This is a genomic window from Bradyrhizobium pachyrhizi (assembly GCF_029714545.1).
In the GTDB taxonomy this organism is placed as follows: Bacteria; Pseudomonadota; Alphaproteobacteria; order Rhizobiales; family Xanthobacteraceae; genus Bradyrhizobium; species Bradyrhizobium pachyrhizi.
The window spans coordinates 4672872-4698647 of record NZ_CP121667.1 but is presented as its reverse complement, the minus strand read 5'-3'; the positions used below and the strand labels follow the sequence as shown (position 1 = coordinate 4698647).

20 protein-coding genes and 1 pseudogene are annotated in these 25776 nt (G+C 64.1%); 8 read left to right on the top strand and 13 right to left on the bottom strand.

Translation table 11 applies throughout. From position 1 onward, the window contains the following. The first annotated feature begins 14 nt into the window (after positions 1-14). Positions 15-344 (top strand): iron-sulfur cluster insertion protein ErpA, encoded by a 330-nt coding sequence (erpA, locus tag QA639_RS22015; RefSeq protein WP_016846874.1) that lies wholly within the window; start codon positions 15-17, stop codon positions 342-344. Positions 345-407: 63 nt separating this feature from the next. Here the strand turns inward: erpA and QA639_RS22010 are convergent, their stop codons facing one another. Beyond that, entirely contained in the window at positions 408-3536 is a 3129-nt protein-coding gene (locus tag QA639_RS22010) for an efflux RND transporter permease subunit (protein WP_028332142.1), read from the bottom strand. 3 nt (positions 3537-3539) lie between these two features. Continuing rightward, positions 3540-4673 (bottom strand): efflux RND transporter periplasmic adaptor subunit, encoded by a 1134-nt coding sequence (locus QA639_RS22005; RefSeq protein ID WP_028332143.1) that lies wholly within the window; start codon positions 4671-4673, stop codon positions 3540-3542. A 162-nt stretch (positions 4674-4835) separates the two neighbouring features. On the opposite strand from QA639_RS22005, the gene xth reads away from it, so the two are divergent. Further along, positions 4836-5627, top strand: a complete 792-nt coding sequence (xth, locus tag QA639_RS22000; RefSeq protein WP_283087408.1) for an exodeoxyribonuclease III — start codon at positions 4836-4838, stop codon at positions 5625-5627. A 21-nt stretch (positions 5628-5648) separates the two neighbouring features. On the opposite strand, the gene QA639_RS21995 is transcribed toward xth, so the two are convergent. The 3 genes from QA639_RS21995 to QA639_RS21985 all read right to left on the bottom strand — a co-directional run bounded on the left by QA639_RS21995 (position 5649) and on the right by QA639_RS21985 (position 10659). Then, positions 5649-6485, bottom strand: coding sequence for a tetratricopeptide repeat protein (locus QA639_RS21995; protein WP_283087407.1), 837 nt, complete (start codon positions 6483-6485; stop codon positions 5649-5651). After that, positions 6472-8196, bottom strand: coding sequence for a dihydroxy-acid dehydratase (gene ilvD / locus QA639_RS21990; RefSeq protein WP_050384322.1), 1725 nt, complete (start codon positions 8194-8196; stop codon positions 6472-6474). Before ilvD ends, QA639_RS21995 begins: the two co-directional genes overlap by 14 nt. A gap of 846 nt (positions 8197-9042) precedes the next feature. Continuing rightward, positions 9043-10659 (bottom strand): sensor domain-containing diguanylate cyclase, encoded by a 1617-nt coding sequence (locus QA639_RS21985; RefSeq protein WP_157345036.1) that lies wholly within the window; start codon positions 10657-10659, stop codon positions 9043-9045. 491 nt (positions 10660-11150) lie between these two features. Here QA639_RS21985 and QA639_RS21980 point away from each other — a divergent pair, with 491 nt between their 5' ends. Next, positions 11151-11333, top strand: a complete 183-nt coding sequence (locus QA639_RS21980; RefSeq protein ID WP_016846867.1) for a hypothetical protein — start codon at positions 11151-11153, stop codon at positions 11331-11333. Between the two features lie 317 nt (positions 11334-11650). Here the strand turns inward: QA639_RS21980 and QA639_RS21975 are convergent, their stop codons facing one another. The 4 genes from QA639_RS21975 to QA639_RS21960 all read right to left on the bottom strand — a co-directional run bounded on the left by QA639_RS21975 (position 11651) and on the right by QA639_RS21960 (position 17493). Continuing rightward, positions 11651-12565: a hydroxymethylglutaryl-CoA lyase gene (locus QA639_RS21975; protein WP_157345035.1), complete on the bottom strand. Its 915-nt coding sequence runs from the start codon at positions 12563-12565 to the stop codon at positions 11651-11653. Further along, positions 12562-14571: an acetyl/propionyl/methylcrotonyl-CoA carboxylase subunit alpha gene (locus QA639_RS21970; protein WP_283087406.1), complete on the bottom strand. Its 2010-nt coding sequence runs from the start codon at positions 14569-14571 to the stop codon at positions 12562-12564. The genes QA639_RS21975 and QA639_RS21970 overlap by 4 nt, the downstream gene beginning before the upstream one ends. Before the next feature lie 2 nt (positions 14572-14573). After that, the gene (locus QA639_RS21965) at positions 14574-16178 is read right to left on the bottom strand and encodes a carboxyl transferase domain-containing protein (RefSeq protein WP_283087405.1); all 1605 of its coding nucleotides are present in this window, start codon (positions 16176-16178) and stop codon (positions 14574-14576) included. 142 nt (positions 16179-16320) lie between these two features. Beyond that, entirely contained in the window at positions 16321-17493 is a 1173-nt protein-coding gene (locus QA639_RS21960; RefSeq protein ID WP_157345032.1) for an isovaleryl-CoA dehydrogenase, read from the bottom strand. Between the two features lie 191 nt (positions 17494-17684). Here QA639_RS21960 and QA639_RS21955 point away from each other — a divergent pair, with 191 nt between their 5' ends. Both QA639_RS21955 and QA639_RS21950 read left to right on the top strand, forming a co-directional pair. Beyond that, positions 17685-18338, top strand: a complete 654-nt coding sequence (locus QA639_RS21955; protein WP_028332151.1) for a TetR/AcrR family transcriptional regulator — start codon at positions 17685-17687, stop codon at positions 18336-18338. A gap of 2 nt (positions 18339-18340) precedes the next feature. Further along, a complete protein-coding gene (locus QA639_RS21950) occupies positions 18341-18835 on the top strand; it encodes an Lrp/AsnC family transcriptional regulator (RefSeq protein ID WP_283087404.1) in 495 nt (164 codons plus the stop codon). A gap of 25 nt (positions 18836-18860) precedes the next feature. On the opposite strand, the pseudogene QA639_RS21945 reads toward QA639_RS21950, so the two are convergent. Further along, positions 18861-19576, bottom strand: a pseudogene (locus QA639_RS21945) (IS5 family transposase). A gap of 140 nt (positions 19577-19716) precedes the next feature. Next, positions 19717-20022 carry an ETC complex I subunit gene (locus QA639_RS21940; RefSeq protein ID WP_016846428.1) on the bottom strand — a complete coding sequence of 102 codons (306 nt, stop codon included), beginning with the start codon at positions 20020-20022 and terminating at the stop codon, positions 19717-19719. Between the two features lie 244 nt (positions 20023-20266). Between QA639_RS21940 and QA639_RS21935 the strand changes: the two genes are divergently transcribed. After that, the gene (locus tag QA639_RS21935; protein WP_050384313.1) at positions 20267-21430 is read left to right on the top strand and encodes an OpgC domain-containing protein; all 1164 of its coding nucleotides are present in this window, start codon (positions 20267-20269) and stop codon (positions 21428-21430) included. Between the two features lie 85 nt (positions 21431-21515). On the opposite strand, the gene QA639_RS21930 is transcribed toward QA639_RS21935, so the two are convergent. Beyond that, positions 21516-23333 (bottom strand): carbamoyltransferase family protein, encoded by a 1818-nt coding sequence (locus tag QA639_RS21930; protein WP_028332154.1) that lies wholly within the window; start codon positions 23331-23333, stop codon positions 21516-21518. Positions 23334-23700: 367 nt separating this feature from the next. Between QA639_RS21930 and QA639_RS21925 the strand changes: the two genes are divergently transcribed. Further along, positions 23701-23988: a hypothetical protein gene (locus QA639_RS21925; protein WP_080666942.1), complete on the top strand. Its 288-nt coding sequence runs from the start codon at positions 23701-23703 to the stop codon at positions 23986-23988. A gap of 320 nt (positions 23989-24308) precedes the next feature. Here the strand turns inward: QA639_RS21925 and QA639_RS21920 are convergent, their stop codons facing one another. Continuing rightward, positions 24309-25085, bottom strand: a complete 777-nt coding sequence (locus tag QA639_RS21920; protein WP_050384311.1) for a cyclase family protein — start codon at positions 25083-25085, stop codon at positions 24309-24311. A gap of 425 nt (positions 25086-25510) precedes the next feature. On the opposite strand from QA639_RS21920, the gene QA639_RS21915 reads away from it, so the two are divergent. After that, positions 25511-25693: a hypothetical protein gene (locus tag QA639_RS21915; RefSeq protein WP_028332156.1), complete on the top strand. Its 183-nt coding sequence runs from the start codon at positions 25511-25513 to the stop codon at positions 25691-25693. Positions 25694-25776: the final 83 nt, after the last annotated feature.

The following is a 25776-nucleotide window of genomic DNA, read 5'->3' as shown; positions in this document are numbered from 1 at the left end:
TTTCGGAGACCGACATGACTGCTGCCATCACCGTCAGCGAACGGGCCGCCCGCCGGATCGGGCAGATCCTCAGCAAGGAAGGCGAAGGCGCCAAGCTGCGCATTTCGGTCGAGGGCGGCGGCTGCTCCGGTTTCCAGTACAAGTTCGACGTCGAGCGCACCCAGGCCGATGACGACCTCGTGATCGAGCGCGACAGCGCGGTGGTGCTGATCGATCCGGCCTCGGTCCCGTTCCTCGCGGGCTCCGAAGTCGATTTCGTCGACGACCTGATCGGCGCCTCGTTCCGCGTCGTCAATCCGAACGCCACCGCCTCCTGCGGCTGCGGCACCAGCTTCTCGATCTAACGCTTCGCGATCCCAAGCGGTTTCTCCCGGCGAGCCGGTTTCCGGCTCGCGCCGAACGCTCGGCTATTCCGCCGCGACCACCTGCGGCCGCTCGACGTCGCCGCCTGTCTCCGCATGGGGATCGAGCTTGCGCCGCAGCCTGCGGTCGATGCGGTCGAGATAGATGTAGATCACGGGCGTGATGAACAGCGTCAGCAATTGCGACACGCAGAGGCCGCCGACCACGGCGACGCCGAGCGGCTGACGCAGTTCGGCGCCGGCACCCGCGCCAAGCGCGATCGGCAGCGTGCCGAAGATCGCCGCGAACGTCGTCATCATGATCGGGCGGAAGCGCAGCAGTGCCGCCTCGCGGATCGCGTGCTCGGCGCTGAGGCCGACGCGGCGGCGCTCCAGCGCGAAGTCGACCATCATGATCGCGTTCTTCTTGACGATGCCGACCAGCATCACGATGCCGATCATCGCGATGACCGACAGCTCCATCCCGAACATCATCAGCGTCAGGATCGCGCCGATGCCGGCCGACGGCAGACCGGAAATGATCGTGATCGGATGGATGAAGCTCTCATAGAGAATGCCGAGGATCACGAAGGCCGCGAACACCGCGGCGAGGATCAGCACGCCCTGCCCGCGCAGCGAATCCTGGAACACCTGCGCGGTGCCGGAGAAGCCGGTCGCGATCGTCGGCGGCAGGTTCGCGTTCTGCTCGAGCTCGGTGATCTTGTCGACCGCGTAGCCGAGCGAATAGCCCGGCGCGAGGTTGAACGAGATCGTCACCGCCGGCTGCTGGCCCTGGTGGTTGATCTGCAGCGGTCCGACCGTCGGCACCAACCTCGCAACCGCATCCAGCGGGATGGTCTGGCCATTCGCGGTCTTCATGTAGAGCTTCGACAGATCGGACGGATCGACGCGAAACTGCGGCTGCACCTCCAGGATAATCTGGTAGTCGTTCGACGGCATGTAGATGGTGCCGACCTGCCGCGCGCCGTAGGCGTTGTAGAGCTGGTTGCGGACCTGGTCGACGGTGACGCCGTAGACCGCCGCCTTCTCGCGGTCGATGTCGACCGTCATCTGCGGGTTCTTGATGTAGAGGTCGGTGGTGACGTCGAGGAGTCCTGGGATCTTCTCGATCTTGTCGCGCATCTCGGGCGCCAGCCGGTACAGCGACTCGGTGTCGCCGCTCTGCATCACATACTGATACTGGCTCTTGGAGATCCGGCCGCCGATGTTGAGGTTCTGGACGCTCTGGAAGAACGCCTGCATGCCCGGAATCTCGCGTGCCTTCTGACGGAGCCGGCCGATCACCACGGTGGCGTTGTCGCGGGTCTTCTGCGGCTTCAGTGCGATGAACAACCGACCGTAATTGGTGGTCGGATTGGGACCGCCTGAGCCGACGGTGGAGTTGATGTAATCCACCGCTGGATCGGTCCGCATCACCTCCACCAACGCCTGCTGGCGCACCTTCATCGCCTCGAACGAGGTGTCGGTCGCGGCCTCCGTCACGCCGATCAGGAAGCCGGTGTCCTCCTGCGGGAAGAAGCCCTTCGGCACGATCATGTAGAGATAGACGGTACCGCCGAGCGTCGCGAGCGTCACCACCAGCATCAGCGCCTTCTTGGCCAGCACCCAGTCGAGCGCCCATTCATAGGCGCGCAGCCAGGCCTCGAACATCGCCTCGAACGCCCGCAGCACGATGTTCGGCCGCTTGGTCGCGTCATGCGCGCGCAGCACGCGGGCGCACAGCATCGGCGTCAGGGTCAGCGACACGAAGCCGGAGACGATGATCGCAACCGAGATCGTCACCGCGAACTCGCGGAACACGCGGCCGACGATACCGCCCATCAAGAGCACCGGGATGAACACGGCGATCAGCGAGAAGGTGATCGAGATGATGGTGAAGCCGATCTCGCGGGCGCCCTTCAGCGCCGCCTCGAACGGCTTCATGCCGTGCTCGATATGGCGGACGATGTTCTCCAGCATGACGATGGCGTCGTCGACCACGAAGCCGACCGAGAGCGTCAGCGCCAGCAGCGTCATGTTGTTGATGGAGTAGTCCAGCGCGTACATCGCCGCGCAGGTGCCGAACAGCGAGATCGGTACCGCCAACGCCGGGATGAAGGTCGCAGAGGCCGAGCGCAGGAACAGGAAGATCACGAGGATCACGAGCCCGATCGCGATCAGCAGGGTCTCCTCGACGTCGCTGACCGCCTGGCGGATCGAGACCGAGCGGTCCATCATGACCTGCATGGTCACCGAGGGCGGAATGGCGGCGCGCAGCGACGGCAGCTTGGCCAGCACGGCGTCGACCACCGCCACGGTGTTGGCGTCGGGCTGCTTCTGGATCGCGAGCACGATCGCCCGCTCGTCGTTCATCCAGGTCGCGATCTTGTCGTTCTCGACGCTGTCATAGACCTTGGCGATCTCGTCGAGCCGGACCGGCGAGCCGTTGCGCCAGGCGACATAGATCTGGCGGTAGTCGGCCGCCTTGTCCATCTGGCCGGAGGCCTGCAGTGCCACGTCCTGCTTGGGGCCGTTCAAGGTACCGACCGGCGTCGACGAATTGGCGCGCGACACCGCGGCGCGGATATCCTCCATCGAGACGCCGCGCGCGGCGGCGGCCTGCGGATCGGCCTGGACGCGGATCGCGAATTTCTGCGCGCCGTAGATCAAGACCTGGGCGACGCCCGGCAGCTGCGACAGCGCCTGCCCGATCGTGATGTCGCCATACTCATTGACGCTCGACAGCGGCAGCGTCGCCGAGCCGAGCGAGACGAACAGCACCGGGAAGTCCGCCGGGTTCACCTTCCGGAAGCTCGGCGGGATCGTCATCTCGATCGGCAGCCGGCGCTGCGCGATCGTCAACGCGGTCTGCACGTCGAGCGCGGCGGCATCGATGTTGCGGTTGAGGTCGAACTGGATGGTGATGACGCTCGTGCCCTGCGAGGAGTTCGAGGACATCGAGGAGATGCCGGCAATGGTCGAGAGCTGGCGCTCGATGATGCCGGCGACCGAGGCCGCCATGGTGTCGGCGCTGGCGCCGGGCAAGGTCGCGGTCACCGCGATGGTCGGGAAGTCCACCTTGGGCAGCGCCGAGACCGGCAGCAGGCGGAAGCCGAACACGCCGAATGCGATGATCGACGCCGTGATCAGCGTCGTCATGACCGGGCGGCGGATGCAAAGCTCGGAGAGCGTCATCGGTCAGGCTCCGGCCTTGCGCGCCCGCAACTCGACCCGCGATCCCTCGGACAGCAGCAGCTGGCCGTCGACGACGACGCTTTCATCGCCCGCCAATCCGTCCGAGATCACCGAGCTGCCCTGAAAGGTGCGATCGACCTTGACCGGCCGGACCTTGGCGACGCCGTCCTTGACGACGAAGACGAAATTGCCGTTCTGGCTGCGCTGCACCGCGACCGTCGGCACCACGACCGCGTCTTCGCTGCGGATGATCAGCTTGGTCTGCACGATGGTGCCGGGCCAGAGCGTCTCGCTCTCGTTGTTCATGATGCCGCGCACGGTCACCATGCCGGTGGTCGCGTCGACGGCGTTCTCGACCATCGCGACCTTGCCGCGCTCGGAGCGCTGGTGGCCGGGAATGGTCGCGATCACCTTTGAATCGCCCTTCCCCATGGCGTCGCGCAGATCGACCAGCGCCCGCTGCGGAATCGCGAAGGTGACGTAGACCGGTGCCATCTGGTTGATGACCGCGAGCGGCTGGGTGTCGGCGGGGCGGACGAAGTTGCCGACCTTGACATTGGCGGCGCTGATCCGTCCCGCGAATGGTGCGCGGATGACGGTGTAGCTCTTCTGGACGCGGAGATTCTCCAGCGCGAAGCGGTCGGCCTTGATGGTGCCGATCAAGACGTCGGACTGGGTCTTGGCGTTGTCGAGGTTGACCTGGGTGGTCGCACCCTTGCCGACCAGCTCGGTGTAGCGGCGGAGGTCGCGCTGCGCGCCCTCGAGCTGGGCCTGGTCGCGGGCCAGGACGCCCTCGGCCTGTTCGATCTGCGCGTCGATCTGCCGCGCGTCGAGGGTGAACAGCAGGTCGCCTTCATTGACCCTGGCGCCGTCCTCGAAATGCACCGCGACAATGGTGGTCTCCAGCCGCGACTTCAGTGCCACGCTGGAGATCGGCGTGACCTGCCCGATGGCATCGACATCGACCGGAACCGATTTGCGTTCCGCCTTGGCGAGATCCACGGACACCACGCGCGGCCGCGGGGTCCCTTGCGCGGTGGCGGCGCCGCCACCCATCCATGAAGTGCGGGTCATATAAGCCGCCCCGGCCGCAATGCCGAGAACAGCGACAGTCAGAACCAAACTGCGTTTTTTCATAAGTTTTGCACGTGCGCCGCCGGCTTCCCTTGCAAGCCGGAACGCGTCGTCACTCCCCCGTCGGCAATTGTTGCGCCTTGTTTCCGGAGAGAGTTAGCACAGGCGGACCGCCCATGGTATGCCACCTAAGTGAAATAGTGCGGCTTCAATCCGGTCATTTGCATGCGCATCGCTACGTGGAACGTCAACTCGGTCCGGCAACGGATCGAACTTCTGGTCAGCTGGCTGAAGGAGTGCTCCCCCGACATCGTCTGTCTGCAGGAGATCAAATGCGTCGATGATGCGTTTCCCCGCCTCGAGGTCGAGGCGCTCGGGTACAATGTCGTCACGCACGGCCAGAAGACCTTCAACGGCGTCGCGCTGCTGTCGAAACTGCCGTTCGACGAGACCAAATCGGGCCTCGCCGGCGACGACGAGGACGCCCATGCCCGCTTCCTCGAAGGCGTCGTCACGCTGAAACAAGGCGTGATGCGGGTCGCGTGCCTTTATCTGCCCAATGGCAACCCCGCCAATACCGACAAATATCCGTACAAGCTCAAGTGGATGTCGCGGCTTCTTGAGTATTCGAAGGAGCGGCTGAAGGCCGAGGAGCCGCTGATCCTGGCCGGCGACTTCAACGTCATCCCGGCCGCGCGCGACGTCTACAATCCCGCCGCCTGGGCCGATGACGCGCTGTTTCGGCCTCAAACCCGCGAGGCCTTCCAGTCACTGCTCGGCCTCGGCCTGACTGACGCACTGCGAGCGGTCAATGACGAGCCGGGCCAGTACACCTTCTGGGACTACCAGGCCGGCGCCTGGCAGAAGAACTGGGGCCTGCGCATCGACCATCTCTTGATGTCGCCGCAGGCGAGCGACCGGCTGATCGACGTCGGCATCGACAGCTATGTCCGCGCCTGGGAGAAGCCGTCCGACCACGTCCCGGTCTGGGCTGATCTCGATTTCGAGACCGCCTGACCCCGCCGGCCGGCCGGAAGATCAATCCCGGCGGCCCTGCACCCAGTGCTCGAGCATCTGCAGCGCCATCGCGCGATCGTCCTCGGACGCCTTGGCGATCGCCCGGTTGTAGCTTTCCTTGATCCAGGCCTCATCCGGCGTCGCGCTGTCGCGCGCCAGCGTCAGCCACATCAGGCCGCGTGCCCGCTGCGGCGGCAGGCGATCGCCGTTGAACAGCATCTGGCCGAGCAGCGCCTGCGCCTGATGCTGGCCCTTCTGGGCGGCGAGCCCGAGCCATCGCGCGCCATAGCGGAAATCGTCGCGCGAGGCGTCCGGCGTCTTCAGGTAGAGCCGGGCAAGGTCGTACTGGGCGTCGGCATTACCGAAATAGGACGCGGCATAGGAGAACATCTCCCGCGCCCGCTCGGTGTCCGCCTTCACCTTGGAATTGGGAATGCCACTCAAATAGTAGCGGCCGAGCGCGACAAAGGCATTGGCCACGATCGAGGCCTGCGGTGCCGACGGGGAATCCTCGGCATGCGCATTGGCGATCCGGCTGAAATACTCGAAGGCGCGCATGTCGTCCTGGATGACGCCATCGCCCTCGGCGTACATCTTGCCGAGCTTCCACTGCGCCACGGGGTGGCCGCCTTCGGCCTGGTACTGCAGCGTGCTGAACGACGAGGTCGGCGAGGTCGCCGCAGGCGCCACTGGGGTGGCGGCCCGTTTCAGCGCGCCGGCGGTCCCGGACTGCGGGGAAACCACAGGAAGAACCGTATCTTGTGGGTTGACCGGGGCGCCGTCGAATCCGAATCCGGGGCCTGCCACCGGAATGGCCCCTAACGCAAACGCCAATATCGTACGCCTAAACGTCCGCATAACACTGTTTCTCGTACGCGCCACCCGGATGGGTGACTGCGCCATCCACCGCCGGCCCCACTTGCTCGGCGTACTTCCACAGCGCACCAGATGTATGGTTCGTCGCGCGAGGGGCCCATTTGGTCTTACGATTTGCGAGTTCGGCGTCGCTCAAATTTACGTTAAGGGTGCCGGCGACCGCATCGATCTCGATGACGTCGCCGTCTTGCAACAACCCGATCGGCCCGCCGACGGCCGCTTCAGGTCCAATATGTCCGATGCAGAAGCCACGGGTGGCGCCGGAGAACCGGCCATCGGTGATCAGGGCAATCTTGCCGCCCATCCCCTGCCCGGTCAGTGCCGCCGTGGTCGCCAGCATCTCCCGCATGCCGGGACCGCCCTTCGGCCCCTCATAGCGGATCACGATCACCTCGCCTTCCCTGTAGGTGCGCTTCTGCACCGCCTCGAAGGCATCTTCCTCGCGGTCGAAGCACCGGGCCGGACCGGTAAACCTCAGGTTGGACATTCCCGCGACCTTCACGATCGCACCCTCCGGAGCGAGATTACCCTTTAACCCGACAACCCCACCCGTCACGGTGATCGGATTGTCGGCGGGCCGCACCACATCCTGGTGCGGATTCCATTTCACGCTTTTGAGGTTTTCGGCGATCGTTCGGCCAGTGACGGTCAGGCAATTCCCGTGCATGTGGCCATTGTCGAGCAGCGTCTTCATCAGCAGCGGAATGCCACCTACTTCAAACATGTCTTTGGCAACATAACGGCCGCCCGGCTTCAAATCCGCGACGTAAGGAGTCTTTTTGAAGATTTCGGCAACGTCGAACAAATTGAATTTAATGCCGCACTCATGGGCGATCGCCGGCAGGTGCAGCGCAGCATTGGTCGAACCACCTGAGGCTGCAACCACGGCCGCAGCATTTTCAAGGGCTTCGCGGGTGACAATGTCGCGGGGCCGGATGTTTTTCTCGATCAGCTCCATCACCTTCTCGCCGGCGGCAGCGCAGAAGGAGTCGCGGATCTCGTAAGGCGCCGGAGCCCCGGCGGAATACGGGAGCGCAAGGCCAATCGCCTCGGAGACGGTCGCCATGGTGTTGGCGGTGAACTGGGCGCCGCAAGCGCCGGCCGACGGGCACGCCACCCGCTCGATCTCGTCGAGGTCCTCGTCCGACATGGCGCCAACCGAGTGCTTGCCGACTGCCTCGAACATGTCCTGGACGGTGACCGGCTGGCCGCGGAAGTTGCCGGGCAGGATCGAGCCGCCATAGATGAAGATCGACGGCACGTTGAGGCGGACCATCGCCATCATCATGCCCGGCAGCGACTTGTCGCAGCCGGCGAGCCCGACCAGCGCGTCATAGGAGTGGCCGCGGACCGTCAGCTCGACCGAATCGGCGATGCACTCACGCGACGGCAGCGACGAGCGCATGCCGTCATGGCCCATCGCGATGCCGTCGGTGACGGTGATGGTGCAGAACTCGCGCGGCGTGCCGCCGGCCGAGGCCACGCCCTTCTTCACCGCCTGCGCCTGGCGCATCAGCGAAATGTTGCAGGGAGCGGCTTCATTCCAACATGAAGCAACGCCGACAAAGGGTTGATGAATCTGGGCTGTCGTCAGCCCCATCGCGTAGAGATAGGAACGGTGCGGAGCGCGCTCGGGCCCTTCCGTCACGTGACGGCTGGGCAGCCTGCCCTTGATGTTCGGTTTGGCGTCCATCGCGACCCTGTTCCCGGCGCTCTTTCCTCCATCAACGCCGGAACCCGAAAAAATGTCCCGCCGTCGGAGCGCTGGCTATTCAGCTACGTGAATATCCTTTCATGTCGGGGTGTGGCTAAAAAGCGGCGCGACTACGGACCGGGTGCTTTTAAGGTTAAATGTTCAGGCACCGTTGCATCATCGCAACAATCGTGGCCGCCGGGCAACCATGTATTATTAGTCCTTATGGGAACTTGGCGCGAGCCTGACCACATAGCCGACAGATTGCCACCTCGTGATCGAGCTCGCTGGAGTAACGGGATTGCTTAGGTAACGGGATTGAGGGACAGCCCTTGCGCACGGATTTAACTGTCAAACAGCGTATTCGGCGTCATCACCTGCGCGTGCGAGTGATCAAGCATTCCAGAGGCCAGTTGCTGAGCCGAGAAGCCGCGGCATACTGGATCACCCAATCGAGCCGGGCGATGGCACCGAATAATATGCCAGCATACCGCTCCTTCCACGCGTCGTCCCGGCGAAGGCCGGTACCCATAACCACCGCATTCAGTGATGAACCGGATCGTGGCCCCAGCGTCGCGCAACAATTGAGATTTGGGGTAATGAAGCGAACCGGATGCCCGGAGTACGCGCGCCGGTTCACACGGTCACACGCTTCCATTTCGTGTTCAGTGCCGAGGCAACACGGCTCACAGGCGGACGTCGAGCAAATTGGCGACCCCGTTGGTCGCGAGCAAGAGTCGTCCATGTCCGCACCAGTGGCAGAGGCCGCACCCCATCCACGCGTCATTCCGGGCTCATGCTTCGCACGCCCCGGGAATGACGACGGGGAGACGACGTTCGCAACCTCTACTCCGCCGCCAGCTTCGGCGGCACCGGAGACGACCAGCACTCAACGCGATTTCGACCGCGCTCCTTGGCTTGATAGAGTGCTGCGTCGGCAGCCTTCATCAGGGCGTCTATCCCGGGCATGCTCGTGATGGCCTCGGCAACGCCGATGCTCACCGTGAGTGACACCGGTCGATCATCCGCGCCCACCGTCAACGCTTCCGCCCGCTTGCGGATGCGCTCGGCGACGGTTCGGGCGCGCGACAATGTGGTCTCCGGCAGCAGGACGGCGAACTCCTCGCCTCCGACGCGACCGACGACGTCGGACTTGCGCTTGCCCCGAATGCATATCCCGGCAACAGCCTTGATGGCCTCGTCACCGACCGCATGCCCGAAGCGATCATTGATGCTCTTGAAGTGATCGATATCGACCATCAGCACGGATACGGAACGATAGTAGCGCTGGAACCGGCTCCACTCTGCATCCAGCGTTGTCAGGAAGTGCCTGCGGTTGAACAATCCGGTGAGCGGATCGGTGGTCGCAAGCACCTCCAGCTGCCGTGCGTTGCGGACGAGATCGGTCACGTCGACGAAGGTCAGCATGCGACCGCCGTTTGCCATCGTCGAGCAATGGATCCTGATATGGCGGCCGTCCGGCGTCTGCACGTCGCGCTTGTGATCGCCTGCCTTGATCTCCGCGATCCGCTTCGCAGGAAAGGCCCTGATCTGCTCCGGGGTCGCGCCCGCCGGAACGGCGCGGCGGTTGCGCGTGAGCAGTGTGATATATGCCGGATGCCGCGCGACCTCCTCCTCGCTCACCTCCCAGAATTCCCGCATTCGCCGATTGAGGAAGATCGCATTGAGATCGCGGTCGAGCAGGACGACACCGTCCTCCACGTTCTCGAGCGCGCCGGTCAGCACCTTCAGTTTGTCGGATGCGCGCACGATGTCGGTCACGGGCGTATAGCTCACCATCCGGCCGCCGTCGGGCAGCGGCGTGCACTGACATCGAACCACATCACCATTGCTGCGCCTGAGATCGATCGGGTTTGGGTCCCCGACGCTCACGAGGCGGACGCGCTCGGCAACATAGGCTTCGAGCTGCGCGGCCGGCAGCTCGTAGGCCATGGTCTTGCAGCCGTGATGCATCAGGTCGGTGAAGCTGGGGTTGCGGTCGGCCACCTCGTCCGGAAGCCGCCACATGTTCCGAAACGCGCGGTTGATGAACAGGGCCTTCAGCTCCGCGTCCAACAGCAGGATCCCGACGGGGATCTGATCGAGCGCCGCGCGCAGCGCCAGCATGTGCCCGCGCAGAATGTCGCCGCTGCGCCGCTCCGGAATGGCGGCCGGCGCAGGAGCGGCAGGCGCGGGCGCCGCAGCGTTGGCCTCTTGCTCTTCAAAAGCCAGGCCGAGCTGGCGGTCCGATTGCCACAGCCGTTTGCATGGCTTCACCTGATTGCTGCCGACGAGCAACAGTTGAATGTGATCGGGAATGCCAACGACACTTTCAAGTTCCACGGTAGCGCCCATCTCCGTGAGCTGGCGGACCGTGCAGTCGAAGGCCGACCGGCCGAAGTTGAAGACGATCTTTCCGGCCAGAAACGTTCGGCCGCGGGAAGCTGACATCTGTCCGGACATGGCGAGAATCCACCTGGAGCAATTGCGAGCCCTCTCACCTCAGCACGTTTGAGTCACCAAGCCATGAATGCTTTCGGGAGGGTTTATCGGGAGCCGAGCCGAGCCGATGACGCCGGCTGTGTGCGCCGCAAAACGGGTTCCATCCGGCGAGAGGACTCGCTCGTAGGGTGGAGCGAAGCGCTACCCATCTTTGCGCCGCGGATACTGAATTGATGGGCTTCGCTGCGCGCGACCGATCCGATTACGGCTGCGCCGCATCGTCAGTTGCTCACCTCCTGCCCGAGCGCTTCGATTTGCCTCCGGAATGCCTCGAAACGCTCAGGCGCTTCCGCCTTCGCTGTTCGAGCTACGGCGGACAAGTCGCTCCCATCAATCGGTCAAAGTCACTGCCGGGAAGAATTTAGTTCTACCCTATAATTATGCTGTGTTAGACGCAGTCCGAGTAGTAGCGTCGCAACTCCCTCAGTAACAGTGTCAGGGAAACGCCCGCCATGTCTGCTCTCCAAGCAAAGCTGGAACGATTTGAGATCCTCGCCGACGAATGCGAGCTCATCGCTAGCAGGACGCTGGATGGGAGCAACCGCGAGCTATACCAGCGGTTGGGCGGGCACTATCGCGAGCTGGCGACCGATATGAGGGCCGTGATCGCGACGATCAATGCTCCGGCGGCGTAAGAAAAAGGGCCGCTCGAAACAACAAGCGGCCCAAGTCTAGGGAGGAAACGCCCTCAAGGAGGGCGGCGATAGCGCGAGGCGCTGTCGCACCACATGCATATGGGTTGAGTGTCCAGCTTCGGGAGCCCAGACTGCGCAAGCCAGAGGCGCGACTATGAGCCTTGAATCTGCGCTTCGCAGCGCATAACTCTGAGCGCGACCGCCGGAGATTGAGGCGGCTGCAATCCCGATACCCGTCAATGCCGGCCGGGCCGCGATGGGTATCGCTTCCGCCTTCGCTCCTCGAGCAACGGAAATCGCTCCAAGCATCCCACAATTTACGAGTTGCCGAGCCGCCTGCGCTTCGCGTTGAGCGCGGAAGCGACGCGGCTGACCGGCGGACGGCCGAGCAAGCCGGCGATCTCGCTGGTCGCGGCCAGCAGTCTGTCCATATCGATCCCGGTCTTCACGCCCATGCCCTCGAGCATGTAGACGACGTCCTCGGTCGCGACGTTGCCGGTGGCGCCGGGGGCGTAGGGGCAGCCGCCGAGCCCGCCGGCGGCGGCATCGATGACGCGAACGCCCTCCTCCATGCCGGCATAGAGATTGGCGAGCGCCTGGCCGTAGGTGTCGTGGAAGTGCATCGCGAGGTTGCCGATCGGCAACTCAGAACCGACCGCACGCAGCATCTCTTTGGCCTTCAGCGGCGTGCCGACGCCGATGGTGTCGCCGAGCGAGATCTCGTAGCAGCCGAGATCCCACAGCGTCACCGCGAGGTCGGCGACCGCCTTCGGCTTGATCTCGCCGTCGAACGGACAGCCGAGCACGCAGGAGATGTAGCCACGCACCTTGACGCCGTCGGCCTTGGCGCGCGCCAGCACCGGCTTGAAGCGCTCGATCGATTCCGCGACCGAGCAGTTGATGTTGGCGCGGGAGAAACCTTCGGAGGCCGCCGCGAACACCGAGACCACCTCGGCGCCGGCCGCGCGCGCGGCGTCATAGCCCTTCTCGTTCGGCACCAGCACGTGGAATTCGGCGCCCTTTATGTGGCTGACGCCGCGCAGCACCTGGTCGGAGCTCGCCATCTGCGGGATCGCCTTCGGCGACACGAAGGCGCCGACCTCGACGGTATTGAGCCCGGCCGCCACAAGCGCCTCGACGAAGGCGATGCGCGCCTCGACGCTGACCGGCGTCTTCTCGTTCTGCAGGCCGTCGCGCGGCCCCATCTCGACGAGTTGGATCTGATCGCTCATGACGCGGCCGCAGGTTCGACTTCGGCAAGCTCGACGCCCTCGCCGACGATGTCGCCGACCTTGCATTTGAGCTTCTTCAGCACCCCGGCATAGGGCGCGCGCAGGGTCTGCTCCATCTTCATCACTTCGAGCGTCAGGATCGGGGCGCCCTTCTCCAAGGTCGCGCCCTCCTCGGCCAGCAGCGCGACCACGGTGCCCGGCAAGGGCGCCACGATCTTGTCCTCGCCGACCTGCTCCTCGCTCTCGCCGCCGAACGGATCGACCCAGTGCAGGTCGAAGCGGCCGTTGCGGGTGCGCAAGTAAAGTTCGTGGCTCTCGATGACCGAGGCAACGCGCGACTTGAGGCCGCCAAGCGTCAGGTCGAAGCCGTCATCGCCGGCTGACGAGATGGCGAAGACGAGTTCGCGCCCGCCGACGGAGAGCGTCGAAGGTCCGTTGCCATAGTGCAGCGTGATGGTCTGGGCGGGCTCATGGCCTTGCCGGAACGAAAACACCCGCTGACGGCGGCCGACGGGCATCCAGCCGAAGGCCTGCCAGGGCGAGTTGGCCTCGCGCTGCGCCGCCTTCTGCTCGTCGTTGACGATCGCGGCGACCGCCGCGCAGAGCTCGAACTCGCCGGCCGTGCCGGTACCCGATGTCAGGTTCTTCAGCTCACGCTCGATGAAGCCGGTGTCGATCGCATTGGCTCGCGTGTCCGGATGCGTCACCAGCGCCGACAGGAACGGGATATTGGTGACGATACCGCGGACATCGGTTTCCTGCAGTCCGCGATTGAGCTTGTCGATCGCGCCCTCGCGCGTCGGCGCCCAGGCGATCACCTTGGCGAGCATCGCGTCGTAGTAAGGCGAGACGTTATCGCCGCTGCGGTAACCCGCATCGATGCGCAGGCCGTCGCCTTCCGGCGGCGTCCGCCAGGTCTTGATGCGGCCGACCGAGGGCATGAAGTTCTTCTGCGGATTTTCGGCGTAGACGCGCGCCTCGATGGCATGGCCGTTCAGCTTGATCTCGTCCTGCTTCAGCGGCAGCGCCTCGCCGAAGGCGACGCGGAGCTGCCATTCGACGAGATCGACGCCGGTGATCAGCTCGGTGACGGGATGCTCGACCTGCAGGCGGGTGTTCATCTCGATGAAGAACACGTCCTTGCCGTCGGAGACGAACTCGATGGTGCCGGCGCCGATATAGTTGACCGCGCCGGCGGCCTTGCGGGCGGCCTCGCAAACCGTCTCGCGCTGCGCGGCGTTGAGCGTCGGCGACGGCGCCTCCTCGATCACCTTCTGGTGGCGGCGCTGCAGCGTGCATTCGCGCTCCCACAGCGAGAGCAGATTGCCGTGGCTGTCGCCGATGATCTGCACCTCGATGTGGCGCGGGTTCTGGACGTACTTCTCGATCAGCATGCGGTCGTCGCCGAATGCCGCCTTGGCCTCGCGCTTGGCGCTGGTGATCGCGGCCGTGAGCTCAGCCGCCGAATTAACCACGCGCATGCCGCGCCCGCCGCCGCCGGCGGACGCCTTGACCAGCACCGGGAAGCCGATCCGGTTGGCCGCTTCGGCCAACGTCGCCTCGTCCTGGGCCTCGCCGTGATAGCCCGGCACCAAGGGCACCCCGGCCTTCTCCATCAGCGCCTTCGAGCCGGATTTCGAGCCCATCGCCGTCATCATCTCGGCGGTCGGGCCGACGAACACGAGACCGGCCTTGAGGCAGGCCTGCGCGAACTCGGCATTTTCAGACAGGAAGCCGTAGCCGGGATGCACCGCCTCGGCGCCGGTCTCCCTGGCGGCGGCGATGACGCGCTCGATGTTGAGGTAGCTGTCGCGCGCCCGTGCCGGACCGAGCAGCACCGCCTCGTCGGCAAGCGCGACATGCATCGCGTCGCGGTCGGCCTCGGAATAAACCGCGACGGTGCGCAGTCCCATGGCGCGCGCCGAGCGGATGACGCGGCAGGCGATCTCGCCGCGGTTGGCGATCAGAAGCGTGCGGAAACGCCGGGTGAGTTTTGAGCGGTCCATGGTCACATCCTGAACAGGCCGAATTTCGTGGGCACGATCGGCGCGTTCGCCGCCGCCGACAGGCCAAGCCCGAGCACGAGGCGGGTATCGGCCGGATCGATCACGCCGTCATCCCACAGCCGCGCCGTGGCGTAATAGGGATTACCCTGCTTCTCGTATTGCGCGCGGATCGGCTCGCGGAATTTGTCTTCCTCTTCCGCCGACCAGCTCTCGCCCTTGGCCTCGATGCCGTCGCGCCGCACCTGGCTCAGCACCATCGAGGCCTGCTCGCCGCCCATCACCGAGATGCGCGCGTTCGGCCACAGCCAGAGGAAGCGCGGGCTGTAGGCGCGGCCGCACATGCCGTAATTGCCGGCCCCGTAGGAGCCGCCGATCACCACGGTGAATTTCGGCACGCCGGCGGTCGCGACCGCCGTCACCAGCTTGGCGCCGTCGCGCGCGATGCCGCCGGCCTCGTACTTCTTGCCGACCATGAAGCCGGTGATGTTCTGCAGGAACACCAAGGGAATGCCGCGCTGGCAGCACAGCTCGATGAAATGCGCGCCCTTCAGCGAGCTCTCGCTGAACAGGATGCCGTTGTTGGCGATGATGCCGACCGGATAGCCAAAGATATGGGCGAAGCCGCAGATCAGCGTGGTGCCGTAGAGCTTCTTGAACTCGTCGAATTCGGAGCCGTCGACGATCCGCGCGATGATGTCGTGCACGTCGAACGGTTTTCTGCCGTCGGCGGAGACCACGCCGTAGATCTCCTCGGCCGGAAACAGCGGCTCTTGCGGGGGACGCATGTTGAGCTGCGCCTTCACCGGCTGCTTCAGCGTGCCGACGATGCGGCGCGCGATCCCGATCGCGTGGGCGTCGTTCTGCGCATAATGATCGGTCACGCCGGACTGGCGGGAGTGGACATCGGCGCCGCCGAGCTCTTCGGCGGTGACGACCTCGCCGGTCGCCGCCTTCACCAGCGGCGGACCGCCGAGGAAGATCGTGCCCTGATTCCGCACGATGATGCTCTCGTCGGACATCGCCGGCACATAGGCGCCGCCCGCGGTGCAGGAGCCCATCACAATCGCGATCTGCGGGATTCCCTGCGACGACATCTGGGCCTGATTGTAGAAGATGCGGCCGAAATGCCGCTCGTCGGGAAAGATCTCGTCCTGCAGCGGCAGGAAGGCGCCGCCGGAATCCACCAGGTAGACGCAGGGCAGATTGTTCTGCCGCGCGATGTCCTGGGCGCGCAGATGCTTCTTCACCGTCATAGGGTAATAGGTGCCGCCTTTGATGGTGGCGTCGTTGGCGACGATGATGCATTCGCGCCCCGAGATGCGCCCGACGCCGGTGATGACGCTGGCCGAATGCACGTCACCGCCATAGAGCCCGTTGGCGGCGAGCGGCGACAGCTCAAGGAATGCGGTGCCGGGGTCGACCAGGAGATCGACGCGGTCGCGCGCCAGCATCTTGCCGCGCGAGGTGTGCCGCTTGCGCGAGGTCTCGCCGCCGCCGCCGGCCACCTGGTTGAGTTTTCCGCGGAGCTCCGCGACCAGGCCGCGCATCACCTCGGCATTGCGGGCGAATTCAGAAGATGTGGGATCGATCGTCGAATGAAGCGGCATCGGTGTTGCACGTTTCGTTGGAGTATCGGTGGGGTTCAAGGTCAATCATCGTGCCGGGGTGAGCACAACTGCCACCACTGGTGCGGTGACAGCCCCTCACCCCGCCCCTCTTCCCGCGAAGAGCGGGGCGAGGGAGAAGATATCAGGCCGTCTTGGCGAACAGCTCGCGGCCGATCAGCATGCGGCGGATCTCGCTGGTGCCGGCGCCGATCTCGTAGAGCTTTGCGTCGCGCAGCAAGCGGCCGGTCGGATAGTCGTTGATGTAGCCGTTGCCGCCCAAGAGCTGGATCGCATCCAGCGCGCATTGGGTGGCCTTCTCTGCGGCATAGAGGATGGCGCCGGCGGCGTCCTCGCGCGTGGTCTCGCCGCGGTCGCAGGCCTTCGCCACAGCGTAAACATAGGCGCGCGAGGCGTTCATCGTGGTGTACATGTCGGCGACCTTGCCCTGCACCAGCTGGAACGAGCCGATCGGCTCGCCGAACTGCTTGCGCTCGTGCACGTAGGGCAGCACCACGTCCATGCAGGCCTGCATGATGCCGATCGGCCCCGCCGCCAGCACCGCGCGCTCATAGTCGAGACCACTCATCAGCACGTTGACGCCGCGGCCGACCTCGGAGAGCACGTTCTCCTCCGGCACCTCGCAATCCTCGAACACCAGTTCGCAGGTGTCGGAGCCGCGCATGCCGAGCTTGTCGAGCTTCTGCGCGGTGGAAAATCCCTTCATGCCCTTTTCGATGATGAAGGCGGTGATGCCACGCGGGCCGGCATTCGGATCGGTCTTGGCGTAGACCACCAGCGTATCGGCGACCGGGCCGTTGGTGATCCACATCTTGTTGCCGTTCAGCACGAAGCGGTCGCCCTTCCTGTCGGCGCGGGTCTTCATCGAGACCACGTCCGAGCCAGCCTGCGGCTCCGACATCGCAAGCGAGCCGACATGCTCGCCGGAGATCAGCTTCGGCAGGTATTTGCGCTTCTGCGCCTCATTGCCGTTGCGGCGGATCTGGTTGACGCAGAGGTTGGAATGCGCGCCGTAGGACAGGCCGACCGAGGCCGACGCCCGCGAGATCTCCTCGACCGCGATGCAGTGCTCGAGATAGCCGAGGCCCGAGCCGCCATACTCCTCCTCGACGGTGATGCCGTGCAGGCCGAGCGCGCCGATCCTGGGCCAGAGGTCGCGCGGAAACTGGTTGCTGCGGTCGATCTCGGCGGCGCGCGGCGCGATCTCGTTGGTCGAGAAATCATGCACCGTCTCGCGGATCGCATCCGCGGTCTCGCCAAGGTCGAAATTGAAGATTGCCGCCTGGTTCGAGGCCATGATCCCTCCCGTGAGATTCATCTTGCAATTAAACGATCATACGTTTTTTTCTTGGCTTCGCAAGCAATCGTGCTATGGTTCGGGCGCGAAATCCGCAGTTCATTGAATTCACTGGGATTTCATGCGATATACATACGGTCGTTCGCTTGTTTCCCGGTTCTCCCTGGCAAGCCAACACCTCCGAGGCCCCGATGGCACGCACGATCGGCTCACACGGCCCCACCACGCTGGAGGCGATCCGCAAGGCCGGCGTGCGCCTGATCTTCGAGCACGGCTACGAGGCCATGAGCCTGCGCCAGCTTGCCGCCGAGGTCGGCATCCAGGCGGGCTCACTCTACAACCATATCTCAACCAAGCAGGACCTGCTGTTCGATCTGGTCCAGGACCATATCAACGATTTGCTGCGCGAGCTTGACCTTGCGCTGGAGGGCAAAGCCGATCCGGTCGAGAAGCTGCGCGCCTTCGTGGCCTTTCACGTCACCTATCACATGACCCGCAAGCGCGAGGTCTTCATCGCCAATTCCGAGCTGCGCAGCCTCGATGCGAAGAACTACGACGCGGTGGTGGCGCTGCGCGGCGCCTATGAGCAGCGGCTGGCGCAGATCCTCACCGATGGAGTGTCGGACGGCGTGTTCGAGGTGGTCGACATCCAGGTCGCGACCTTCGCGATCCTGGCGCTGCTCACCGGGCTGTGCACCTGGTACCGCCCCGGCGGCCGGCTGACCCGCGACGCCATCATCGCGGCGCATGAGAAGCTGGTGCTGTCGGGCGTCGCGCCGCAGGCCGCGATCGGCCAGGCGAGCTACGGCGGCGCCAGCCGGCGCGCCGCCGTGGCGGGCTCGTAGCCGTGACGGAGCGCCCACAACTCCATGACATCGATCTGCGGATCCTGTCCGAGTTGCAGCGGGACGGCCGGATCAGGATCAACGAACTTGCCGAACGGGTCGGCATTACCGCACCGCCCTGCCTGCGCCGGGTTCGCGCCCTGCGCAGCCGCGGCGTGATCCAGGCGATCCGCGCCACGCTGGACGAACGGCTGCTCGGCTATGAGGTGACGACCTTTGTGCTGATCCAGCTCGACAGCCAGACCCTGAGCGCGATCGAGGCGTTCGAGGCTGATGTGGCGGCAGTGCCGCGCTTCCTGCAATGCTGGCGGATCTCGGGCGATGCCGACTTCATGCTGAGATGCGTCGCACCCAGCGTCGACGACATGCGCCAGCAGCTGCTGCAATTCGCCGGCCTGCCCAATGTGCGTAAGATCAGAAGCTTTCCGGTGCTCGGCGTCTCCAAGGAGGCGCCGCTGCCGATCCCGGGCGCCCTCGCCGCGCCTGCGGCGAGCTGATCCGGGCGCTAGGTGGTGTTGACACTTATCGCATCCATAGGACGATTGCAGCGAGCGTGACGATGGCTCGGTAATTTCGGGCGGTCTTTTCGAAGCGGGTTGCGACGCGACGGAACTGCTTGAGCTTGCTGAAGCAGCATTCCACGAGGTGGCGCTGGACATAGAGATGCTTGTCGAGCGGATGTTTGAGGGCTCGCGAGGGGTTGTTGGGGATGACGGCGATCGCGCCTTTGGCTGCGATGGCCTGGCGCAAATGATCGGCGTCATAGGCTGCATCGGCCATGACGACCTCGGCGGGCAATCCCTCGATCAACGTGGCGGCTTGCGGGGCATCGCCCTTCTGGCCTGCGGTGAGGGTGAACCGCACGGGACATCCCAAACCTCGAACGGCCATATGTATCTTGGTGCTCAAGCCGCCGCGCGAGCGCCCGATCGCTTGATCTTCAGACCCCCTTTTTTTGCCCCGGCGGCGTGCTGATGCGCCCGGACGATGGTGGAATCGACGATCAAATATTCGAAGTCCGGATCATCGGACATCGCCTCGAAGATCCGCAACCAGACACCCTTGGTGCTCCATCGACTGAAGCGCCGGAACACGCTGTTCCAATCCCCAAACGCCTCCGGAAGATCACGCCAGGGAGAGCCCGTGCGAACGATCCAGAGCACCCCTTCCACGAACATCCGGTTGTCGCGTCCGGTCGAACCTTTCTGGTCGGGCCGGCCAATGATGAGCGGCGCCATGCGCTCCCAAGCCGCGTCGCTCAACACCAAACGATCCATCACACCCAAGGCCGCCTCCCAAAAGTAGCCTTGAATCTGATTTGGCCTCAAAAGGGAATCCCTAGAGTCCACACCGCCTAGTCCAGACCAGTGCGTCTAACCTAATGGGTCCAAGGCTCCCAGCGGCGGAACGCGAAATTGTCGGCATAGGCGATCTGGCGGTGCGCCGAATCCTTCGGCTCGATCACCTGGTAGGCGATGCCCTTGCGCTCGCAATAGGCGACCGCCTCTTCCTTGGTCTCGAACTGCAGCGTCAGCTGCTGCTTCATGTCGGTGGACGAGGTCCAGCCCATCAAGGGCTCCACGGAGCGCGGCTGCTCCGGCTCGTAGTCCAGTTGCCACTCTTTGGTCTTGGCACGTCCCGATTGCATCGCGTTTTTGGCGGGCTTAAAAATGCGTGCGGTCATGGATGGTCGGCCCCGTGGGATGTGCGACATGGAAGCGATTTGAAGGAGACCGCCGGGATAGTATAGAGACACCTATCAACGATCTGATCGGTGATTCCTCGATCTCGGAGGCAGCCTTCGCCGGACCGGTATAGTCATTCTACCGCGCTGTGACAATCTGGCCTCGGGAGGCTTCCCTTAGGAGTCCCCCCGGGCCCGCGGCGCGATCTTCTCGACAAGCATCACCTCGAGGAAACGGCGCGCCATGGAAATCCACGCTACCCTGCCCGAAAAAGGACGTGACCTCCGGCTCGACCTGTTCCGCGGGGTCGCGAACTGGGCGATCTACCTCGATCACATCCCCGACAACGTCGTGAACTGGATCACGACGCGGAATTACGGCTTCAGCGACGCCGCTGACCTGTTCGTCTTCATCTCCGGCTACACCGCCTCGTTCGTCTATGCCCGCATGATGCTGGAACGCGGCTTCATCGTCGGCGCCACCCGGCTGACCAAGCGGGTCTGGCAGCTCTACGTCGCCCACATCATCCTGTTCGTGATCTACATCGCCTCGATCAGCTATCTGGCGCTGCGCTTCGGCGATTCCGAGATCATCAACGAGTTCAACGTCGCCGGCCTCGTCGACAACGCCACCGAGACGCTGCGCCAGGGCCTGTTCCTGAAATTCAAGCCGGTCAATCTCGACGTGCTGCCGCTCTATATCGTGCTGATGGGCCTGTTCCCGCCGGTGCTGTGGTTCATGCTGCGGCGGCCGAACTGGACCATGGCGGCCTCGCTCGTGCTGTGGCTGGTGTCGCGCCACCAGGGCTGGAACCTGCCGGCCTACCCGGCAGGCAGCTGGTATTTCAATCCGTTCGCCTGGCAGGTGCTGTTCGTGTTCGGCTCATGGTGCGCGATGGGCGGCGCCCGCAACAACATGCGCATCATCAACTCGCGCTACACGCTGTGGTTCTGCATCGCCTATATGATCTTCGCGCTGATCATGACGATGGCCGGACGCTTCCCGGACTTCGGCGCCATGTTCCCGGACTGGCTCTATTCGGCCTTCAACCCGAACGACAAGACCAACCTCGCGCCGTATCGCTTCCTGCACTTCGTGGTGATCACGGTGCTGGTAATCCGCTTCATCCCGAAGGACTGGGCGGCGCTGGAGTGGAAGGTGTTCGATCCCCTGATCGTCTGCGGCCAGCAGTCGCTGGCGGTGTTCTGCGTCGGCGTATTCCTGTCCTTTGTCGGACATTTCGAGCTCTCGATGAGCTCGGGCTCGCTGTTCGCGCAGATCTTCGTCAGCATCTCCGGCATCGCGATCATGACGATCGTGGCCTATTACATCTCGTGGTCGAAGCGGCAGGACAAGCCGGTCAAGCCGCCGGCGGCAAAACCCACGGCGCCGGCGAAGGCGGCGTAGTAAGTCCCTTATTTTTGAGCAAGGCCGCGCAAACGCTTCGCGTTTGTCGCGGGAAGAACCGCTTCGCGCTTTTCCGGGCCATGCTCTAGCCGCCGCGGCTGGTGTCCTGCGTGGTCGAGGAGACGATGGTGGCGACGTCGCCGAACGTCGTCATCACGGGCGTGACCACCTTGTGCATTGCGGTCTTCGACACCAGCGTGTCATGCATCACGAGGTTGTCGATCCCCGTAGTGAGGAAGCAGCTCACAGCGTCCTGCGGCGTCTCGATGATCGGCTCGCCCTTGACGTTGAACGAGGTGTTGATCAGGACCGGCACGCCGGTCAGCGCCTCGAACTCCTTCAGCAAGCGATAGAGCATCGGGTTGGTCTGTTCCCGCACGCTCTGCACCCGCGCCGAACCGTCGACATGCACGATCGCCGGGATCCTGTCGCGCCATTCCGGCCGCACCGGCTTTGCGATCAGCATGTAGGGCGAGTCCTCCTCGCCTTCGAAGATCTCCTTCATGCGCTCGGCCAGCACGATCGGCGCGAACGGCCGGAAGGCCTGGCGGTGCTTGACCCGGCTGTTGAGGATGTCCTTCATCTCGGCCTTGCGCGGATCGGCGATCAGGCTGCGGTTGCCGAGCGCGCGCGGACCGAACTCGGAACGGTCCTGAAACCAGCCGATCACGCGCTGGTCGGCGAGCAGCTTTGCGGTGTCGCGGCAGATATTGTCGCTGCGCTTCGCGTCGATCTGGATGCGCACCAGGAAGCTTTGCAGCGCGGCGGCCACCTCGGCCTCGCTGTAGCGCCGCCCGACATAGGCGTGGTCCATCACGAACGAGCGGCGCTGCTTGAGCACCTCGAGCCAGCCGTAATAGGCGCAACCGATGGCGATCCCGTCGTCGCCGGCGGCGGGCTGGATCCAGATGTTTTCGAAACCCGACTCGCGCGCGATGCGCCCGTTGGCCACGCAGTTCAGCGCGACGCCGCCGGCGATGCAGAGATTTTTCGCACCCGTGGTCTCGCGCAGCCAGCGCGCCCGCGCCAGCAGCACGTTCTCGGTGTCGTCCTGCACCCGCCAGGCGATGTCCTCCCAGTGCCGCATCGTCGGGCTTTTGTCCCAGCTGCCGCTGTCGAGCACGAAGGGCTGCCGGTTCTCGGCGCCCCAGAACGGCACGTGCAGCTTGCCGTCCTTCATCTCGAGCAGATGGCCGACCTGCTCATGGCGGCCATAGGGCGCCAGCCCCATCAGCTCGCCGCACTTGTTCCAGTCGCCGAATACATAGGTCGAGACCCGGCTGTACAGCGCCCCCAGCCCCGGCATGTTGTAGAACTCGTCCGACAAGAGCCCGCGCGCCGGCTCCATGAAGACCTTCTTCAGGCATTCGAGTCTGGTGTCGTCGAACCTGTAGTAACTCTCGGACTCGCGGGCCAGCGGCGATGCCTCATCCTGCGGATAGGACTCCATCGCGTCGGCCTGATAGTTGCCGACGCCATCGACGATCATCACGACGCCGTCCTTGAATGGCGACACCGCGAACGCGCTATAGGCATGCGCGAGGTGGTGCGAGATCGACACCACCTTGTCGGATTTGGAACGAAACAGCGGGTGCTTGATTGCCTCGTTGCGTTCGGCGATCGGCAGGAAGCCCGGCATATCCTGGTGGAGCATCCGCTCCTCCATCTCGGGCACCGGCAGGATGTAGCTGTTGCGCACCACGAGATCGACGTCGTCGAGGGTGATGCCCTCGGCCGACAGGCAGTAGTCGACGACTTCCTTGTAGAAGCCGGAGGCGTGCTTCTCGCGGGTGATGCGCTCCTTGGAGATCGCGTAGGCGATCGCGCCGTCACGCAGCAGGCAGGCGCTGACGTCATGGTCGTAGACGTTGAGACCAAGGACGTAAGTGTGTTGTTTCGGCATGGGCACTCTTTGGGAAGGATACTGCAACGCTGAGAGAACAGGATCGTGTCGACTTCAAGTTCTCGCCGGCATTTTCCGAGGTTCTCAAACCTCTGCTTCTGCGATGCACAAATCAAATCGGCGCAACGCAAGATGAACAGAATGAACGGCGGATGAACGACAAGATGAGTGCAGCAACGACAGCATCCTTTGCAGGCGGGACTGTAACTTGACCTTACCTGTTGGTCTCAATAGAGTCGTTAAAGCTCGCAAGAACCTTAGTGAAAATATCGTCTTAGCATGCTCGAACCGAATGCCGGTCTCGCGCGTCTAAGCGAGACAGCCAGCATCAGTTCAGATGTTTGGAAGTGGACTGGAGATCTTCAGAATGACTAAACGCTACAATATCCTGACTCGTTGCCTGGCAGCAGTCGCTTTGTTGTTCGTCTATGTCGCAAGCACCTCCGCCATCCTGGTCGGCGTCACGACAGCGCCTGCGCAAGCCTGGCGCGGACGTGGCGGTGGCTGGGGCTATCGTGGCGGCGGCTGGGGCTATCGTGGCGGCTGGGGCCGCGGTCGCGGATGGGGCTATGGCCGCGGCTATGGCTATTACGGTGGTTATGCCGGTCCCCGTTGCTGGTGGACCCCGCGTGGCGTTCGCGTTTGCCGGTGGTAACAACCACCCGGCCGACACAAGCGATATTGAAGATAATGATCAGGTGCGTCGATCGCGGCGCACCTGATTTTCTTTTGCGGCCAGCCTCAGCTGCGGCACGCAAGAAAGAGCCCCGGGAGACGCCGGGGCTCTAGTCACGGGAGAGAACGCTTCCGAAATCGGGACGCGAGGACGAGCCGGCGGCCCGATCACCCAATGCATCTACTGCGTGCATAAGAACAGATTTGGCTGCCTCAAGCTGTAACCGTACCGCAACAACAGCCAGTAATGCACAGCCTGTCCACCGGTTCCCGAAACCGGCCGGACACACCCCACCGCGCCTAGCCGTCGAGGATCGCGACCGCCCTCGTCCACCCCGCCGACGCGCGCTCGATCTTCACCGGGAAGCACGACACCATGAACCCGGTCGACGGCAAGAGCTCCAGATTGTGCAGCTTCTCGATGTGACAGTAACCGATGTGCCGTCCGGCCTTGTGGCCTTCCCAGATCAGGCTGGCGTCCCTGGTCTCGGCGTATCTCTTCGCGGTGAAGACGAACGGCGCGTCCCAGCTCCAGCCGTCGATGCCGGTCAGCCGCACGCCGCGCTCGAGCAGATACATCGTCGCCTCGTAGCCCATGCCGCAGCCCGAATTGACGTAGTCGGGCTGGCCATATTTCGCGCCCGCGCTGGTGTTGACGACGACGATCTCGAGCGGTGACAGCGTGTGGCCGATGCGCTTCAGCTCGGCTTCGACATCCTTGGCGGTCGCGACATAACCGTCAGGCAGATGGCGGAAGTCCAGCTTCACGCCCGGCTGGAAGCACCATTCCAGCGGCACCTCGTCAATGGTCCAGGACCGCTCGCCGCGGTTCATGGTCGGATGGAAATGCCAGGGCGCATCGAGATGCGTGCCATTGTGGGTGGAGAGCGAGACCTGCTCGACGGCCCAGCCCTGTCCGTCGGGCAAGTCCTCCGCCTTCAGTCCATCGAAGAACTGCAGCATGCGCGGCAGCCCCTGCTGGTGATCTATATACTGGATGGTCGGATGGTTGCCGGGCGGATCGGCTGGAACGTCGTTTTGCAAGGGAACGGAGATATCGATCAGTCTGCGCGCCATGGTGCTTTCTCGCGGATTGGTCTTGTCGGGCCGAACTACCCTGCCAGCGCGCGCGCGTTATCGGCAAGCCACATCCGCTCGAGATCGCAGCTCACGATGTCGTGCCCTGGACTGCGGCAAGGCGGCGCAACGTTGAACCTATCCCCCGCCCGCACGACCCATTGGCACTGGGGATTTCAGGGCCCAGTATTTCGACGGCGCCGTCTGGACGAGCATATTCCGTCCAGGCGGCGTTGTTGCATTAGGCGAGACAATCTCGGCCGAAGCCTGGTTGCCCGTGCCAGAGCTGTTCACGCACAGAGAGCCGCAGAAACAATACGTGTGCTCATGTCGCGCGGATTGCTGCTGGTGTTGCCACGCCGATACAGAGATACCCCCACAACGATGCTAACCAACCAGCATCTGAACCAAGACGGGGTTGCGTCGTGTCGGGATTTGATCACTGGAACGGTGCAAATAGAGCCTACTCGTCCGCCGATGCGCCACATCTGCGCGATGAGCAGCAGCAGTTCGACCGCTATCACAAATTCGACGATCCCATCTCGCGACCGCCGGAGAGCGGTTCAAGAACCGTGATCCTGGACCGCTACAACCCGCCGGCTCGTTGATCTGGTCAGCGCCCGGTCGGCTGAAGTTGCGGGCAGTGGAGCGCGGGGGCTTGGGTCCGGCGCTTGCTATTTCAGGGAGCCAA